This is a genomic window from Candidatus Neomarinimicrobiota bacterium, assembly GCA_018651745.1.
Lineage (GTDB): Bacteria > Fidelibacterota > Marinisomatia > Marinisomatales > TCS55 > JAAZYX01.
Genome location: JABIDL010000026.1, coordinates 50,483 through 66,588 on the forward strand (window position 1 = coordinate 50,483; position 16,106 = coordinate 66,588).

Below are 16,106 nucleotides of genomic sequence, written 5' to 3' on the forward strand. Positions count from 1 at the left end.
ATGCCCTTATCCTAATCCTTCCAACGAAGGATACTCCTGCATAGCCGCTGACCACTTTGATAAATCAGCAATGCGTTGCTGCGAATTATCGGAAATATTCATTGGACGCCCACGTCCATCTAAAATGATTCCAACCACGCCGCCATAAATAATGGTTTGGATGGTTTCATTTTTTCCTGAACCGATATCCATACCTTTTCCCGGAGTCAGTTTAGCATTCACTTTTTCATACGGAACATCAATTCTGACAATATCGCCAAATTTGATTTCATGAGTTTGAGTTTCGCCATTTAACAATGTTAATTCCGCATGTAAAACGGTTGTACCCGGTTTTGTGGTTCCAACAGGCGCGACGCACGTTCCAAGGTGAATTAAGCAATCTTTTTCAAAAACTTCGATGGCAGCAGCGCGAGCATCTTGCGCTAAATCTTCCTTTTCGATTTTTGCCATGACACCAAGCTGCGGCATCATAAAAATGGAATCCACGGCTAATTGTGTAATGCCTTCCGGCAGAAATGAATCAATCAACATTCGAGCAGATTGCTCTCGGCGAGGCGCATGAGATAAAACGCCGCCGGATCCAACCAGTAAATCGAGTTCCATCATATCCACTAAAGATTCACCCGAATCTGTTTGCTCAAATGCGTCGGAGATGGTTCGTTCTTTTTGAACACCTTTTAAGTTGACCGCAAATGATTTATGCTGGATAAAAGAAAGGCGCAATGCTTCTCGGGCGATGGCTTGTTCAATCACCAATTCTTCCAAACTTTGGGGAACCGTCGTTGGGCGAATCATTTTATTTCCGATTCGATTTGTTAATTCTTTTTCATCAATGTTAAATGGAACCCAACGTAACACATTTTTCAATCCCGATTCGGCTAATACATTACAAATGGAATAGCTCATTCCAAGATTTGCGCTTACAGTTCGATTAAATTGTTTTTGAAAGACGGAAAAAATATCTGTAGTAGCTCCCCCAATATCGACTCCGACAACGGAAATATTCTCTTTTTCTGCTACCATTTCAATGAGAGCACCCACAGCGCCTGGTGTTGGCATAATCGGTGCGTCCGTCCATTCCATCAACTTCTTATATCCGGGCGCCTGCTGCATAACGTGTTCCATAAATAAATCATGAATCTTATCTCGTGATGGCTTCAGATTTTCCCGTTCCAAAACAGGACGGATATTCTCCGTTAAATCAAGATCGGTGATTTCACCGAGTGTTTCTTCGATTTTACCAGAAGCGTCTGTATTTCCGGCGTAAATAACCGGTAATTTATAGTTTGTACCTAAGCGTGGTTTTGGATTGGCAGCTGCGAGAATTTCAGCCAATTCGACTACGTGTTTAGTTGTACCTCCATCAATGCCACCCGAAAGTAAAATCATATCAGGGCGAAGCTGCCTAATTCTGGTTATTTTTTCGTGTGGTTTCCGGCCATCGTTTGACGCTAAAACATCCATTACAATAGAGCCCGCACCTAATGCCGCACGTTCTGCAGATTCTCCGGTCATTCCTTTTACTACTCCGGCCACCATCATTTGTAAACCTCCACCTGCCGAACTTGTGGAAATATAAATATCTACACCTACATCCCCAGAACTCGGAGTGAGAATATGATCTCCATCTAATAATTTCCTACCGGCAAGCTCTTCGACTTCCATCACAGCGTTTAGTACTCCTTTGGTTACATCCTCAAAAGGTGCCTCCACTGTAGTCGGAGCTTCCCCACGCACGCTTAGCCGAAATTCTCCATCGATTTTTTCGATTAGAATCGCTTTGGTTGTTGTACTCCCGCAATCCGTAGCTAATATACTTCTTAATTCCATCTCAATTACCGCACCCAAAGATAAATATAAGATAAGGGTGCCGCAAAGATCATTGAATCAAATCTATCCAACACGCCTCCGTGCCCCCTTAAAAATGAACCGCTATCTTTTACGCCCGCTTGGCGCTTCATCCAGGATTCCATAAAATCACCTATTTGCCCGATAAATCCTGCGATGAGAGAGAAAACCGCAACATCGGTCCATGAAAGTTGCAAACCGCCGATATTCGCCGTTTTAAAAATGATGTATACTGCAAAAGAAGTACCCAATCCGGCTATCGAACCCTGCACCGATTTTTTAGGACTTGCCCAGGGAATAATTTTTGTTTTCCCCCAAAGTATACCGGCCCCCATACAAGCGGAATCGCATAGCCATACGGCAAGAATAACTGCAGCGGTAAACATGGTTCCGTTTAAAGAATCTGCCTGCCGTAAAAGAATAAGAGTTCCGAGAGTAACGGAAATATACAAAATGCCAAATAGGGCTAAAGAAACATTTTCTAAAAAATAATCTCGCTTTCGAAATAATTCTGAAAACATAATCAAAAAAGTAAATGCTATCAATGATCCGATTAATTCAATAGATGAAATTTCAAGATTGAAATGATAAAAAATTAAAACAATAATCCCACCACCAAGTCCTAACATTTTGGAAGGAGAATATCCTTTTTCGGCATAGAGATTGTAAAAATCAGTTAATGCGAGTAAAACCACAAGAGTGATAAATATTGAGAAATAGATTTCACCAACCCAAATCAAGGATATGATTGCAGGGATCCCGATGAAATTAATAAGTGTTCTTCCTTTGCCTTTTTTTGTCATGTTTTTTGTAAAAATGAGACCGGAAGATACTTCAGTCAATTGCTGATAAACAACGGCGATTCTTACAAATATCAGATGAAAAATCTAGAATATGTTTCCGTTAAAATGAAAATTACTATTTAATAACAGACTTCAATTATTTTACTACATATTTATTTAGGCTTTCACTCTCAGACATCGCACCAACAGATAGTGCCTTATGGATACCACTTCCGGTTCTTGATACGAATTTTTCAGCTTACACTAAAACTTCAATTTCACTTGGGAGGACTTCCACATGAATTGGGGTATTCCCAATAATTTCTCCGTCTATATTGAGCGTATGCGGTTCCTTCGGAATAATAGAAAATTCCTTCACTTGGTGATATTCCACGATCGGATCACCAATATGCCCGCCGGAAAACACTTTGGGAAACATTTTGAATAGTTTTAATCGGCTGGTTTTATGTGCGACAATTAGGTCAATAAATCCGTCGTTTAGCTGAGCGAGCGGCGCCATTTTCATCCCTTTTCCGGTGTGAATCGTGTTGCACCCCATAATAAAGCCGAAGTCGCCGACAGTCCTGTTCCCTTCTATAACCAAAGTCGCCAATCGTTGGCGGAATCGAAGAATTTCAATCAGCGATGCTACATTATAGCGCTGACCACCGAGCCACCTAAGTTTTTCAGCTATTTCGTTAATATCTGTTGGCATCCCCCATCCCACGATATTAAACGCGTACAATATTTCGCCATTTCCATCCACCTTCATGATATCGATCGGGCGGTTACGATTGGTTAGTATCCGCTGTACCGCCTGTTTCGGATCAAGACAATCTACATCATGCATAAAAGAATTTCCTGTTCCACCGGTGATGAGACCGATGGGAATTTTTCTTCCGTCTTCTCGATTCATCAATCCATTAATGATTTCGTGCATAGTGCCATCACCACCCACAGCACACAGACCATCATACCCAGCAAAATTAAGCGTTGTAGCGAGTTCTCTTCCATGGCCTGCATACTCTGTTTCTATTACGTTTAATTCTGCATTTGCTGCATTAAATATGGGACGGACATCCTGCAAAATTCCGGGGCCTTTTTTAACACCGCCTTTTGGATTAACTAAAACGAAAAATTTCATCTTTCTAACTTTTCTTATGTTTCATGTATTTATTGTCTCCGAATTCGATTACCTCAATTTTGACTTTGGTCGTTCCCTTCCCTACAAATCCAAGTTTAAGGGCTGCGCCGTACGAACAATCCAGAATCCGTCCTTTTACATAAGGACCTCGGTCATTAATCCTTAAAATCAGCGATTTATTATTATCGACATTTGTAACTCGTACGATGGTGTTAAGGGGTAAAGTTTTATGTGCAGCCGTTAATCCATACATATCGTACACTTCACCATTTGCCGTTAATTTTCCGTGAAAATCTTCAGCATAAAAAGAGCTAACGCCCGTCATTGTTTTCCGATGTTTTATCGGTTTTGTTTTCGATGATTTAGCTTTTGGACGTGGTCCCGATCCACGATAGCGCGGATTATTGGTACACGATACAAACAGGAACATGACGATTAGAAAAATACTGGGAACGTTTTTATTCATTTATTGCAACTTTTCCAATAAGATCGGATATGTGTGAAATATTAGCTTTATGGCAATACGATTCTATAGCTTTAATGATAGATATTCCTGCAGCAGGATTTCGAAAATTTGCAGTTCCTATTTGTACCGAACTGGCACCGGCAAGCATATATTCAATTGCATCTTCTGCATTCGTAATACCGCCAATTCCAATTATCGGAATTTTGACCGCTGTAGAAATTTTATGGACGCACGCAAGTCCAATCGGTTTAATTGCGGGGCCGGAAAGACCGCCGTATATCGTATGGATGTTTGTTTTCCGCGACTGCGCATTAATACTCATTCCATACACCGTATTGATGGCAGATACAGCATCCGCCCCTCCATTTTCGGCTGCCCGAGCGATCTGTCGAATATCTGTTACATTTGGGCTGAGTTTCATAATGAGCAATTTTTCAGTCCGATTCCTTAACGCAGATGTCAACGTTTCAGTCACACCAGGATCCACGCCAAATTCAATTCCTCCGACTTTTACATTAGGACATGAAATGTTTATTTCATATCCAACAATATTTGAAGATATAGTTTCCATCATTTCCAATATTTCACAATATTCCTCTTCCGATGAACCGGCGATATTCATGATGATTGGCACCCCGATTCCTTCGTATTTCGGAATCATTTCTTCGATATATTGTTCAACGCCTATATTGGCGAGCCCTATGGAATTGATCATTCCCGAAGGCGTTTCTACAATGCGAGGTGGAGGATTTCCTTCTCTCGGATGGCGCGTGATAGATTTGGTAATAATTGCACCCAATTTAGAAACATCTACAAGATCATTATTTTCTAATCCATAGCCAAATGTTCCCGACGCGACGAAGATAGGATTTTGGAATGTTTCTTTACCGATGGTTGTCGTTAAATCAGGCAAAATGCACCTCAGACGCTTTATAAACAGGACCATCTATGCACACGAGGGAAAATTGTTCATGGTAGCTAGGTTTATTTCCATTTTTACTTGATTTTTCAATGACACAACCCTGACATAATCCCAACCCGCAAGCCATGTAGCTTTCTACAGAAAATTCTGCAGATATTCCGGCAGAATAAGAAAAGGATTTAAGTGCCTTTAGCATCGGTTCAGGACCACAAGCAAATAACTTCGCATTGGATCTTTTTGAAGCGAGCAGCTCTAAAACCGGAATAACGGTTCCCTTCTCTCCGATACTTCCATCATCTGTTGTCAAATAAATTCCCTTATCATGGTCAGATTCTATGAAATGTTCTGAGGCGGTTTTTGCACCGAGAATTACCGTCGTCTCAATATTTTTTTCGTTACATGCATTTTTTAAATTCAACATCGGAGCCAAACCTACACCGCCCCCGATCAGGATAGGATGATTATTTAAATTATCCCAACCGGAAAAAGTATTCCCCAATGGCCCTAAAAGATTGATAGAATCACCTTTTGTCTTTTTCGTAAGGCTTAGCGTAACGTCGCCAAAAATTTTGTATATAATCGATAGATGACTGCCATTTACAGCGGCAATGCTCATTGGACGCCGAAGCGGGTGTTCCCAGCTATCATCGGTAAGTAAACTGATAAATTGTCCGGGGCCGGTATATTCAGCGCAAATATGTGGCGCTTCTACTTCCAACTGCCACACGCCTGAAGCAATCTCCGCATTATTTACAATGGAAGCGTCTTCAATCACGTTCATCTGTCGCCACTGTATCCTGTTTCATGCTTTCCACTAATTGCGTTATCATTTGCAAACGCACTTTCGCATTATTATAAGAATCGCTTGTTGGAAAATGATTTCCCATCCATTGATAATATTTAATCGCACTGTCAGGTTCCACAAGAGAAACATCGTAATAATGAGCTAGCGAATAGGCTGCTTTGAGCCCAACTTCTGTGGTTGAATCCGACTGAATTATTTCTCGATAGGTATTCATGGCCTCAGAAACATTGGATCTCATGAATGATTCTGCTTTGAGCAATTGAGTGTGGTTCGGGTCAACTTCCTGATTTAATCCATACATTGTACGAATGCCTGTGGCAAATTCGCTCTTGGGATAATCTGATAAAATTTTCTCTTTTATGGGATCAGCATGGGCATCATTCTCCGATTCTTTTAAAAGATAAACCAACGTGAACATCGCTTTTGGCGTCCATTCAGATTTTTCCAGCGAATCTACAATTTCATAAAAATATTGAAGAGCAGAATCGGGTTGTCCAAAATGGAACGCCCATAATTCTCCCAAATTGTAAAGCGCCGGCGCATAATTGGGGTCAGCAAATGGATCTTTTTGAGTTATTTCCAATGAATCCGCCACGGAGGTGTCTGATGTAGTTTGGACTTCAAAAATAGACGCTATCGCTGACAAGGACGCTTGATAGGACTTGATTTCCTTCCCACGCATTTGGGCGCTGTTTTTAAAGACAGATTTCCCAGATTCTTTTGGTACTTGATTATAGGATTTAAGTGCATCTTCAAAATTAAAATCTGTAAAAAGAGAAATCTCTGCCAGATTAAAGTATGCTTCTGCGGATATTTCAGTGCGAGCATAATCTGCTGCGACACCATTCAATCGTGATACCGCGCTTTCTAATTTCCCAATAGCGATATCCAGTTTAGCGAGCTCTAACTCAAGTTCTCCCCAAATCCCATTAAATGATTCAGTAGCGAGCAATTTCTTTATAAGATCAGATACTTCATTCCATCTCTCCTGCGATCTATATATTTTAACCAAATTTAGATTTGCTTCTTCAATCCGATTTTTAGTCAGGGAATATTTGATTACTTTTTTGTTTGCCTTAATGGCCAATTCATAATTTTTTGCTAAGGTTGCAATATCTGCAATTCGAAAATATATTTCAGCACGGTCATTTGGATTTTTTGTCAGTTCAGCGCCTGAAATCAGATATTCCATTGCCTTTTTATTTTCATTTATTTCGAGCTGAATATCTGCTAGCGAAAAATATATTTGTGCATTTATTGCATCATCATTCGTCTTACCCAATTGCTCACTCAGTTCATTGATTGCCGGCTGGATTTTTCCTTTTTTCCATTTACACAAGCTCAACCAATAATCTGCCTCTGCTTTTTCTTCCGGATATTCGTCTTTTATTTGGAAAAATAACTGCTGAGCTCGATTGTATTCTCTGATGTGGAACCGACTCTTTGCCATTAAAATAATTGCCGGTTTCCGAAATCTTGATTCTGGATAGTTTTCAATAACCAGCATTGACTTTTTAATTGCATTCATATAAGCTTCTGTCCCGTTTGATGGAAGCGATTGCCCAAATTTTTCTAAACGAATTTTTTCGGCAGCTTTATAATACTGCTTTGCATTGTAAAATGTGTTGAAATAAGCACATCCGGATACAATCAACACGAAGCACATAAGTGCGATGGGTTGCTGGAATGAGATTTTGAAACCATTCATCGGGTCTAAAATTCTGATTTTCTGACGGAAATTCCAATCAATTAACTCATTGAATACGGTAGGCAGAGACTAGTATTTTCTGCTCATGTTATTATTGATTTCGTTCATGATGTCTATGTCGTCGGATTCCCTCGTGGAAACCCGGGCAGAATCAACTGAGGCACATCAAATAGTTGAGGCTTCGATATCGCATATGGGTTACATTTCCGTAAAATCGGACACGCTCGGAACGCCGATATTTATTGATGGTGTTTTTATCGGAAATACACCGGTTAATCACCCCATTCCGGTTTCCACCGGTATGCATGAAGTCAGTTTAATTCCATCACATAAATTGGACAATTTTGTTAAAAACAGATTACATGATTCCATTAAAAAAATAGCTGTAACTGAAGGCGACACCTTAACGGTAATGTTGTATTTTGATTATCAGGCAACGCGCATTCAAGCTATTCGAAAAGAACAAAAATTCACCGGATATGCGGGATATACACTTTTGGGTATTGTGGCTTATCTTTTGTGGATTTCTGCCGGTGGATAATCTAAAACTAGCGCTTGTTTTCTACGCTAATTTGATGTGTAAATTCCATCATGGATGATATAAGACTTTTTGAGGAACCATTGAAATTCAAGCCGGATTATGTTTGGCCCAAGGAAGGTGCTGAACGCAATTGCCCCAAATGCGAAACGGCAATGCAGATGAATGAAAATCGACCGGATTACTATGGTAAACCTTGGTGGTGTCCGGCGTGCCAGTGGCAGTATTCTGAAGAAGATTTTTCTTAAACTACGAAATATTCCGGATGAGTCTTGATTATTTCATCCACAATCCAACGAACCACAACGGCATCATCCAGTAATCCAATTTCTGGAATGGAATCTGGAATTTCATCTTCTTCTTCTAAAAAATATGTTAGTGAAAAAGCAATTTTTCTTACAAGCTCTTCTGAAATGTTGTCGGTGAAGTTTTCTAGGACAAAAATGAGTTTAGACACATCCCGAATTAATTCGCCTTCAATGGTATTAATATCCGATCGTTTGAGAAGTCCTTCAAATTTTTCAGGAAGCTGTTTGATCAGATGTGGGACAATCGTTAAATCGATTTTATCGATCTTCGAAAGGTATTTTGCCTTGTCCTCATCCGTTAAGTGGAAGTTTGAAGTTTGATTCATATAGACCTAATTTACCTTAAATCGGAACCAAAACAATGACACTTGAAGCACACGTAAAAGAAAATTTAGAATCGTCGATGACGCTGAATCATTTTGCATATCAAGATGATACTGCAGGGCACGAGCACCATCCCGGCCGAGACGGCGGTGCCCACGTAACAGCCATGATTGTTTCTCCAAATTTTGAAGGATTGCAACTACTAAAACGCCATCAAATGGTGTACGCTGCTCTTGGAAACCTGATGCAGAATGAGATTCATGCTTTCAGCATGAAAACTTTTACGCCTGACGAATGGGCTAACCAAAAACCTTAAAGGAATTGCTATGACACCAAATGATCTACCTCAATCACTTGACATTATGACTCCGCTTGAACTTGTTACCCACCTTATTACCTGCTTAAAATTGGCAGATGGCAGGATGGATTATGAAGAACGTGAAGCCTGGGCGAACGCCCTAAGCGATCTTTTTCCTGAGCATGATCCGGAGCGTGCAGTTTCCATCCTGCAATCGGCATCGCAAAAGATTCTTGAAATGAATTCCATGGAAAGAACACATTACGCTTCTACAATCTGCGAAGCGCTCAAATCGCATTATTCAGAGGAAGAATTGGAATTCACTATTTATCCCAGACTTGAGTCCATCGCAGATGCAGATGGAATGGTTTTGTCATCTGAAACAGATTTATTAAATGTAATAAAGTCATCTTTTGGAATATCGGATGACAATCTTGACGAGTAAAAAGTTCAGGAATTAATTCAATTTAGTCAAAGTAACTACCATACCATTTTGGTACGCAATTAACATGTAATATGAAGTACCGCATTGGTATTCGAAGGGGCTGTTTCTAAATAGTCACAAGCGTCAGTTGTCAGCATAATTTGAAGCGTAACACCTTTGTCTAAAGCTAAATTTTTGAATTCTTCTGTAACCGAGAGACGCCCATGATACCCCGTTCCAATTACTAATTCATTACAATCCCAAGGGATATTTTCTTCCGAACTGAGTGGCGTATGTCCGTAGGTACTTTTAAGATGACGACTTTTTTCTTTTGACCGCGGTTTAATTTTCATTTTATTAAGAACGACATCACAGTCGTAAGGCACATTATCTATTTTTATATGGCCGAAGTCGGTGTAATCGAATTTCAAAAATTATCCTCGTTTTGTAAATGAAAGATATATTTAATTAGGCAAAAACTTACAGTGCAAAAAATGATCTTCAAACACGGAGCCGATTAATAATGTGTTCCCATAAGTAGCAGCAACGCTGGATCCAGATAATTTGTTGCCTAAATCTAGAAAAATTTCCTCAATTTGAAAATGATCACTCGCTGGTTGCGTGACTCGAAATACCTGAGATGGCGATAATGCAATTGCATTCTTTGCGTGGCGGGTAAACGCAAGCATTTTCGGATGCGATCCAATCCACACATTCCCTTCTGCATCGAGCTCAATATTATCTACACCGGAATTAAAGTCAATCGCATGGGAAAACGTGAGTGTATTGGTACTCAAATTTCGGTTATATAGAGACATCTTTTTACCAACTGTTTCTGCCACGAAAAGAGTTTTTCCATCCTGACTTATATTTATTCCATTGGCATACCCCAATTCTGAAGCCGCAACTGTAAATTTTTCTCCGTCAAAAAATAACATGTTGGAACGAGCAAGCTGTAAGTATTCTTCAATCGTCCTCCCTAATTCAGACGTATTTCCGTGATCATTGGTGACATAAAATTGATTAGTGTTAACCAGAACTAAATCGTTTGGGCTAATCATAATCGGATCCGATAGAGATTGTCGATGAATCAGGAGGCCATCAACCAAATCAAATAGTTCAATCAAATCAGCCTCTTTTGTATGATTGACCACGCCTACGGTGACCAATCCATTTTCAGATTCGTACACTGATATTCCGTGAGGATTAAAATCGAATTTCAAATGCGCAGTAAGAGAAAATAAGCGAGGGTTTTCCTGTCGTAAATCGTACCCAAATATTGCACCTTGTTCCGGTGTTCCTGCAAGAGTTTTACGACGATCATCTGAAGAAATGAGCGCAATCCCGTTCGAAAGAATCGTGATATCTTCTGCACCAATGGCTCCAGAAATCGGTTCAATGTTTCCATCGAAATGCGGTTCAATCGTTTTGAATTCCCCTGCATCTATCAATGTTTTGATAATCAAAATTGTTACGACAAGAATAAACCAGATTAAAATGCGGTATAATTTCTTCATGATATTTACGCTTCCAAAAATTATGGAAGAAAAATGAAATTGTTTTTACAGTTCCCTTCATTCTTTCTCAAACACAGGATAGCATTCACCTACCTATCATCTTGATCTGGATTTTTACGTAATGCCTTCTTTGCTGATTGTTTTTTTTTGGTTTGAATTCGTTTTTCTTTGGAAGCCTTTGTTGCGCGAGTTGGAACCCGTTTCTTTGGTTTCTGATTCAATTTAATCAATTTTTCCCGCAATCTTTTTAAAGCAATTTCTTTATTCCGGTGTTGACTCCTCCCATCCTGACATGTAACCACAATTCCCGACGGAATATGCGTCAAGCGAACTGCACTTTCAGTTTTATTTACATGTTGGCCGCCCTTCCCGCTGGACCTATAAGTATCCACCCGGCATTCTTTTAAAAGGTCTTGATTCGTTTGCGGGATTTTTTTCATAATAATGATTGAGCATTTCCGTACTTTCGATCCCATTCTACCAAGCGTGGGTTCATGATGCGGTACCACACAGGCGGCACGAGGCACAATACCAGAGTTGTTAAATATCCGTACGGCATTTGCGGTGCGTCGTTATAAGGATCCAATTTCCAAAATTTAACCATCGGTTTTTCGTGATGCGCAGAATGGCGAGTAAGTGAAAACAATACAATACTGCTGATTCGCTTATTCGTATTCCACGAATGTTCCGGACCAACGCGGCTTTCTGGTGAGCGGTAAAGTCCGTAATGTTCCATATAATTCACAATTTCGAGCACAAATTTTGCAAAGGCAGCTTGACCTAGAAAAAGTATCAAACCGAATAGACCGCCTGCTATATAAAAAACTGCACACCACACTGCGGACATGACATATCCTGTAATCATTCTATTCTGAAATGAAAAGATACGAATTGATTTTGTACGAAGTCTTTTGAGTTCGAGATGCCATGCACTGAGATGCCCCATGAATGTTGAACGGACGGCAAACGCGTACACATTTTCGCCTCGCTTCGCAGTAGCAGGATCTGCTTCGGTGCCCACCGTTACATGGTGGCCATATACATGTTCAATTGCAAAATCCGAATTGCAGCTGGCTGCCAAAAGCCATCGACCCTCAAACATTGCCAGGCGGTCTTTAATACGATGGGTGAGTTCATGCGCCACATTGGTTCCATATCCTGCCACTAAAAAACCAACCCCCAACAATGCGCCGATATAATCTGACCCAATATTTCCATTTCGCGCTGAAAGCAGATCGTAGTTCGTCACGCCGCCTAACCACAGTCCCAAACTCAAAAAGTCATCCAAACCTTTTCCGGTTGACCAAGCAAATCCCAACAAGAGAATAACTATTACCGGCAATGCTAAATGCAAAGGTATTTCTAAAAGCATTGGATAGTGAAAATCGGGCTGATTGATATCATCGCCCAGGAAGGTGTCTCCTAAAATCATGACAAAAAATAATACAACAAAACCCAACCACATCCAGTGACCACCCAGAAAAATTCCCCACAAAACAAATCCTGTAAGAATGGGCGTAAGATAGTATTTCAGGTATTTCATTTGATGCGTTTGTACTGTGGTTAAAATTATAACCAATCTATGAATTAATACCAGTGATTGGGATAAACACTTAAATACAATTTTTGTCTCCAATAAACAAAACGGCCCCCTGAAAATCAGGGAGCCGTAAAGGACACTATTTCAAATGCCAAAGAAGGGATTATCCCTTCTCTAGGTTTGACTAGACTATTGAGGTGTTACATTTTCTGCTAAAGGACCTTTTTCGCCCTCACCTTCGGTATAGTCAACAGCTTGTCCGTCAGAAAGGGTTTTAAACCCCTCCATCACGATATTGCTCATATGAACAAATAAATCTTTACCACCGTCAGATGGGGTGATAAAGCCAAAGCCTTTTTTGTCATTGAACCATTTTACGGTTCCTTGTTTTACATCACTCATGTTGTACCTTTTTGTTTCTTGTTGTTTGTTTAATTCTTCTACCTGAAAAAATGAGTTCCTCAAAGAGAAGCTCGAATATGATGGTACTTCTAAATTACCTAACGTATTCCTACTAGTTCCTTCCTGTAAAAGCGGCTGAATGTAGACCAATTTTCATAAATAACACCATATTAATTATTTTTCGTTATGTTTGGGATTTTTCTTAGCAATCTAGGATTTATTATAAATAATAGGTGTAAGGAGTTCCGAGCTACCTTCCGCTATAATGAAAGCGAAAGGCGCGCGGAGTAAATTGATAATTAAGGTGTAGTTAAAAGTTAATTTTTTCGAAGATCAACCCAATTGTTGTGCAAACCCAAATCTTCATGCTTGCCATTTGACCAGTATGCCCGAAACTTTTTACGAAAAGCTTTACGTTCTTCTTCATTGGGCCAAGCAGTTTCTACCAGATCGCTAACGTCTTCATCTAGCGCATCTTCCATGGTTGCATATTCATTAACCATAATTACAGGCCACCCATCTGGGCCACCGGCAGATCCAGACCAATAATGTCCTAACTCCATATGGCTGAGCACTTTTTCATTTTTTTTGATCACATTATCAAACCATGTTTGGAGAATTTCTTTTCGTTCTTCCGCCGATCCTTCTTCTACATTAGACAGCGGAGCCAAATAGTATTTTGTCATACTTACAAATGTATCATCCTTGTACTGGCGAGACGGGCGCTTAAGCTTTTTCATATCGAGTTCATAAATGCCGACATCGGTATGTTTACCAACCCAATATTTACCGAACTTTTCAACGTGTTTTTTCCTGTCTTCTTCTTTTCGCCAAGCCTTATCCCTCAAGTCGGAATTAGACAATATCGTTGCATCTGCATCATCCAAGGATGCCCATTCGTTTACAACAAGAACCTCACCAGTTTTTCCTGTCCAGAAATGACCTAAAACCGTCGAGCTCACCAACTTAGTTTTTAATGCATTCATCTTTTTAGCATTTTCTTCCAAAACTTCTTTACGTTCCTCTGCTGAACCACCTTCTACCTCACTAAGTGGTTTTAGGTGGTACTTAGAAAGGGTGACTACATGGTTTTCAGAGTTATACTGAGCCTGAACAATTCCGGTAAGGGAAATACCCGTCAGGACTAATAGGGTTTTGAATTGCATCTTTTTGCCTTTCTTTTTAAGGGTATTCAAACCCGTTATGAATAACTTTTGTTAATTCTAATTTAATCGGAATTACTAAAAAAAACCAATATAATCAAACTTCCTGGTTTTATCAGGATTATGAAAGTTTTTAAAATGATATTTAGAATCATTTATTTCCCTCTCTTTTTTTCATTTTTTCATTGATCATTTTCACTTTTTTATTTCCCTCGTACCATAGTGGCAGTTCATCAAATAATGGAATTCCATCATCAAAAACAGCTCGGGAATTCTCTTTTCGCGGAAATTCTGTAGTCGGTATTCCACCCACGCAAATTCCAACAATATCTTCCGTATCTGATGCACTCAAGGCGCGCTTGCCTTCCGGCGGGATTTTAATCATATCACCGGCACTCACTTCAATCTGCTCATCGTTTATCTGCATGACACCCGAACCTTTCAGAAAAATATACACTTCATCCTGCGTCTCATGCTTGTGCATGAAAGTGTATCCGCGCCCGGCGGGAAAATTGAACACGCCGATGCCGACACCTTTCAGATTCAGATCTTTCCGCAGTAGAGTCAGCCACTGTGGCGGATTCTCAAAATCAAGATGGTATTTTGAATACATTGTTACTTTTGAAAAATATAATTATCATTTGCGAAGGATTTGAATTCGAGTGCATTTCCGCTCGGATCCATCAGAAACATCGTTCTCTGTTCGCCGGGTTTTCCATCAAATCGTATTCGCGGTTCGATCAAAAACTGAATGCCGGATTTTCGAATGCGGTCTTTAAGCTCTTCCCACTCGGATGATTCGAGTATAACCCCAAAGTGACGAACCGGCACCGCGTTACCATCCACAGGGTTTTTTTGTACTTCTTTTGTTTCTTCCAGGGAAAGGTGTGCCACTATTTGGTGGCCGAATAAATTGAAGTCAATCCAAAGATTAGATTCACGCCCAGTTGAGCACCCAAGTGTTTGGGCATAAAAAGTCCGAGCTTCTTCGAGATCACGAACCGGGAAGGCAACATGAAATGGTCTAATAGACCTCATTTAATCAAAACGACTTTTTGAAAATCAGAAAAGTGCGCCGTATCAAATCGAATCACATACATTCCGGATGGAACCGAGTTTCCAGCATTATCCTTTCCATTCCAAACGACCTGATGATCACCAGAGTTCAAAAATCCTTCCGAAAGTGATTGGATTGGTTTTCCGCTAAGATCAAACACTTCTACAGACGCATGGGTTTCCGTGCCCATGTCAAATCGAATTTCGGTGTAAGTATTAAAAGGATTTGGAAACGCAGAATAAAGGGTAAATCGTTCAGGAATAGGTTCCCAGGGCGAATCAGTATTTAGGATAGGCTGCGCATCAAGTACAATATCAAAATTTCCGGAAAAGCCATTAGAATCTTCGCTCAGCGGAATTATCCTATTCACAGCATCCGGATCAGACGCCCAATTGTCGCTGGCAATATTCGGATCGCCTTCAAAATATACTTGTGTCACTAGTTCTGACCCATCTTCAGCAATCATACGCAGGTGAAAATGCTGTGGACGGTTCCCGTAAAATCCGGGCCGTATAGTTTCAAATGCATAATTGCCATCAGAATCAGTATTCACCCGTCCGCGAAGGTTGTAATCATCGTTGTTTGGGTTCCCTGAGGTACAGGTTTCAAAAATACTGTAGCAACCGTTGTTACTGGCGTGCCAAATATCCACAGTAGTATTTTCCAGTGGAGTGACGCAGTCATCTGAAAACACCTTGCCGCCAAAGAAAAATCTGTCACCGGGCTCATCCGCTGAAGCGATTACACTTCGAAACGGTGCATCTTCGGCAAAAAACGGACCCAGAATATCATCCGTCGTGAATTCACATTCTTTGGCAAAAGCTGTATAAGGGAACAGCATTCCTCCCGCGGTTGCGGTG

General features: G+C 40.3%; 22 protein-coding genes. 4 read left to right on the top strand and 18 right to left on the bottom strand.

The window, feature by feature from the left end; all coding sequences use genetic code 11:
• Window positions 1–6 precede the first annotated feature (6 nt).
• From HOD97_04575 to HOD97_04610, 8 genes are all read right to left on the bottom strand, one after another.
• Complete coding sequence (locus HOD97_04575; protein ID MBT4280873.1) at window positions 7–1,830, bottom strand: methylaspartate mutase; 1,824 nt, start codon at window positions 1,828–1,830, stop codon at window positions 7–9.
• Window positions 1,831–1,835: 5 nt separating this feature from the next.
• Entirely contained in the window at window positions 1,836–2,690 is an 855-nt protein-coding gene (locus tag HOD97_04580) for a phosphatidate cytidylyltransferase (GenBank protein MBT4280874.1), read from the bottom strand.
• Between the two features lie 97 nt (window positions 2,691–2,787).
• On the bottom strand, window positions 2,788–2,856 hold the full coding sequence (locus HOD97_04585; protein ID MBT4280875.1) for a hypothetical protein: 69 nt from the start codon (window positions 2,854–2,856) through the stop codon (window positions 2,788–2,790).
• A 33-nt stretch (window positions 2,857–2,889) separates the two neighbouring features.
• Window positions 2,890–3,774 (bottom strand): diacylglycerol kinase family lipid kinase, encoded by an 885-nt coding sequence (locus HOD97_04590; protein MBT4280876.1) that lies wholly within the window; start codon window positions 3,772–3,774, stop codon window positions 2,890–2,892.
• Between the two features lie 4 nt (window positions 3,775–3,778).
• The gene (locus HOD97_04595) at window positions 3,779–4,240 is read right to left on the bottom strand and encodes a septal ring lytic transglycosylase RlpA family protein (protein MBT4280877.1); all 462 of its coding nucleotides are present in this window, start codon (window positions 4,238–4,240) and stop codon (window positions 3,779–3,781) included.
• Window positions 4,233–5,153, bottom strand: a complete 921-nt coding sequence (locus tag HOD97_04600; protein MBT4280878.1) for a dihydroorotate dehydrogenase — start codon at window positions 5,151–5,153, stop codon at window positions 4,233–4,235. The genes HOD97_04595 and HOD97_04600 overlap by 8 nt, the downstream gene beginning before the upstream one ends.
• Entirely contained in the window at window positions 5,146–5,943 is a 798-nt protein-coding gene (locus HOD97_04605) for a dihydroorotate dehydrogenase electron transfer subunit (protein ID MBT4280879.1), read from the bottom strand. The genes HOD97_04600 and HOD97_04605 overlap by 8 nt, the downstream gene beginning before the upstream one ends.
• A complete protein-coding gene (locus HOD97_04610) occupies window positions 5,930–7,675 on the bottom strand; it encodes a hypothetical protein (protein MBT4280880.1) in 1,746 nt (581 codons plus the stop codon). The genes HOD97_04605 and HOD97_04610 overlap by 14 nt, the downstream gene beginning before the upstream one ends.
• Window positions 7,676–7,760: 85 nt before the next feature.
• Here HOD97_04610 and HOD97_04615 point away from each other — a divergent pair, with 85 nt between their 5' ends.
• Together HOD97_04615 and HOD97_04620 are read left to right on the top strand one after the other, a co-directional pair.
• Entirely contained in the window at window positions 7,761–8,216 is a 456-nt protein-coding gene (locus HOD97_04615) for a PEGA domain-containing protein (GenBank protein ID MBT4280881.1), read from the top strand.
• 50 nt (window positions 8,217–8,266) lie between these two features.
• Entirely contained in the window at window positions 8,267–8,461 is a 195-nt protein-coding gene (locus HOD97_04620; protein ID MBT4280882.1) for a hypothetical protein, read from the top strand.
• Here HOD97_04620 and HOD97_04625 read toward each other — a convergent pair.
• Window positions 8,458–8,847, bottom strand: coding sequence for a DUF1232 domain-containing protein (locus HOD97_04625; protein MBT4280883.1), 390 nt, complete (start codon window positions 8,845–8,847; stop codon window positions 8,458–8,460). The genes HOD97_04620 and HOD97_04625 overlap by 4 nt on opposite strands.
• Window positions 8,848–8,924: 77 nt before the next feature.
• Between HOD97_04625 and HOD97_04630 the strand changes: the two genes are divergently transcribed.
• Both HOD97_04630 and HOD97_04635 read left to right on the top strand, forming a co-directional pair.
• Window positions 8,925–9,161 carry a BolA family transcriptional regulator gene (locus HOD97_04630; protein ID MBT4280884.1) on the top strand — a complete coding sequence of 79 codons (237 nt, stop codon included), beginning with the start codon at window positions 8,925–8,927 and terminating at the stop codon, window positions 9,159–9,161.
• Between the two features lie 10 nt (window positions 9,162–9,171).
• The gene (locus HOD97_04635) at window positions 9,172–9,588 is read left to right on the top strand and encodes a hypothetical protein (GenBank protein ID MBT4280885.1); all 417 of its coding nucleotides are present in this window, start codon (window positions 9,172–9,174) and stop codon (window positions 9,586–9,588) included.
• 59 nt (window positions 9,589–9,647) lie between these two features.
• Here HOD97_04635 and HOD97_04640 read toward each other — a convergent pair whose 3' ends face one another.
• From HOD97_04640 to HOD97_04680, 9 genes are all read right to left on the bottom strand, one after another.
• Window positions 9,648–9,998 (bottom strand): hypothetical protein, encoded by a 351-nt coding sequence (locus tag HOD97_04640; GenBank protein ID MBT4280886.1) that lies wholly within the window; start codon window positions 9,996–9,998, stop codon window positions 9,648–9,650.
• 33 nt (window positions 9,999–10,031) lie between these two features.
• A complete protein-coding gene (locus tag HOD97_04645) occupies window positions 10,032–11,084 on the bottom strand; it encodes a hypothetical protein (GenBank protein ID MBT4280887.1) in 1,053 nt (350 codons plus the stop codon).
• Between the two features lie 89 nt (window positions 11,085–11,173).
• A complete protein-coding gene (locus HOD97_04650) occupies window positions 11,174–11,524 on the bottom strand; it encodes a peptide chain release factor-like protein (GenBank protein ID MBT4280888.1) in 351 nt (116 codons plus the stop codon).
• Window positions 11,521–12,627, bottom strand: coding sequence for an alkane 1-monooxygenase (locus HOD97_04655; protein MBT4280889.1), 1,107 nt, complete (start codon window positions 12,625–12,627; stop codon window positions 11,521–11,523). Before HOD97_04655 ends, HOD97_04650 begins: the two co-directional genes overlap by 4 nt.
• Before the next feature lie 186 nt (window positions 12,628–12,813).
• On the bottom strand, window positions 12,814–13,026 hold the full coding sequence (locus HOD97_04660) for a cold shock domain-containing protein (protein ID MBT4280890.1): 213 nt from the start codon (window positions 13,024–13,026) through the stop codon (window positions 12,814–12,816).
• A 317-nt stretch (window positions 13,027–13,343) separates the two neighbouring features.
• Window positions 13,344–14,192, bottom strand: a complete 849-nt coding sequence (locus tag HOD97_04665; protein MBT4280891.1) for a hypothetical protein — start codon at window positions 14,190–14,192, stop codon at window positions 13,344–13,346.
• Between the two features lie 148 nt (window positions 14,193–14,340).
• On the bottom strand, window positions 14,341–14,802 hold the full coding sequence (locus HOD97_04670) for a cupin domain-containing protein (protein MBT4280892.1): 462 nt from the start codon (window positions 14,800–14,802) through the stop codon (window positions 14,341–14,343).
• 2 nt (window positions 14,803–14,804) lie between these two features.
• Window positions 14,805–15,227, bottom strand: coding sequence for a VOC family protein (locus HOD97_04675; GenBank protein ID MBT4280893.1), 423 nt, complete (start codon window positions 15,225–15,227; stop codon window positions 14,805–14,807).
• Window positions 15,224–16,087 carry a T9SS type A sorting domain-containing protein gene (locus HOD97_04680; GenBank protein MBT4280894.1) on the bottom strand — a complete coding sequence of 288 codons (864 nt, stop codon included), beginning with the start codon at window positions 16,085–16,087 and terminating at the stop codon, window positions 15,224–15,226. The genes HOD97_04675 and HOD97_04680 overlap by 4 nt, the downstream gene beginning before the upstream one ends.
• Between the last annotated feature and the right edge of the window lie 19 nt (window positions 16,088–16,106).

Excerpts from the sequence above, each read along its gene's own strand:
- HOD97_04575 (MBT4280873.1), bottom strand. The coding sequence starts at position 1,830 with ATGGAATTAAGAAGTATATTAGCTACGGATTGCGGGAGTACAACAACC.
- HOD97_04590 (MBT4280876.1), bottom strand. The coding sequence starts at position 3,774 with ATGAAATTTTTCGTTTTAGTTAATCCAAAAGGCGGTGTTAAAAAAGGC.
- HOD97_04595 (MBT4280877.1), bottom strand. The coding sequence starts at position 4,240 with ATGAATAAAAACGTTCCCAGTATTTTTCTAATCGTCATGTTCCTGTTT.
- HOD97_04605 (MBT4280879.1), bottom strand. The coding sequence starts at position 5,943 with ATGAACGTGATTGAAGACGCTTCCATTGTAAATAATGCGGAGATTGCT.
- HOD97_04610 (MBT4280880.1), bottom strand. The coding sequence starts at position 7,675 with ATGAATGGTTTCAAAATCTCATTCCAGCAACCCATCGCACTTATGTGC.
- HOD97_04615 (MBT4280881.1), top strand. The coding sequence starts at position 7,761 with ATGTTATTATTGATTTCGTTCATGATGTCTATGTCGTCGGATTCCCTC.
- HOD97_04620 (MBT4280882.1), top strand. The coding sequence starts at position 8,267 with ATGGATGATATAAGACTTTTTGAGGAACCATTGAAATTCAAGCCGGAT.
- HOD97_04625 (MBT4280883.1), bottom strand. The coding sequence starts at position 8,847 with ATGAATCAAACTTCAAACTTCCACTTAACGGATGAGGACAAGGCAAAA.
- HOD97_04630 (MBT4280884.1), top strand. The coding sequence starts at position 8,925 with ATGACGCTGAATCATTTTGCATATCAAGATGATACTGCAGGGCACGAG.
- HOD97_04635 (MBT4280885.1), top strand. The coding sequence starts at position 9,172 with ATGACACCAAATGATCTACCTCAATCACTTGACATTATGACTCCGCTT.
- HOD97_04645 (MBT4280887.1), bottom strand. The coding sequence starts at position 11,084 with ATGAAGAAATTATACCGCATTTTAATCTGGTTTATTCTTGTCGTAACA.
- HOD97_04650 (MBT4280888.1), bottom strand. The coding sequence starts at position 11,524 with ATGAAAAAAATCCCGCAAACGAATCAAGACCTTTTAAAAGAATGCCGG.
- HOD97_04655 (MBT4280889.1), bottom strand. The coding sequence starts at position 12,627 with ATGAAATACCTGAAATACTATCTTACGCCCATTCTTACAGGATTTGTT.
- HOD97_04660 (MBT4280890.1), bottom strand. The coding sequence starts at position 13,026 with ATGAGTGATGTAAAACAAGGAACCGTAAAATGGTTCAATGACAAAAAA.
- HOD97_04665 (MBT4280891.1), bottom strand. The coding sequence starts at position 14,192 with ATGCAATTCAAAACCCTATTAGTCCTGACGGGTATTTCCCTTACCGGA.
- HOD97_04670 (MBT4280892.1), bottom strand. The coding sequence starts at position 14,802 with ATGTATTCAAAATACCATCTTGATTTTGAGAATCCGCCACAGTGGCTG.
- HOD97_04675 (MBT4280893.1), bottom strand. The coding sequence starts at position 15,227 with ATGAGGTCTATTAGACCATTTCATGTTGCCTTCCCGGTTCGTGATCTC.
- HOD97_04680 (MBT4280894.1), bottom strand. The coding sequence starts at position 16,087 with ATGCTGTTCCCTTATACAGCTTTTGCCAAAGAATGTGAATTCACGACG.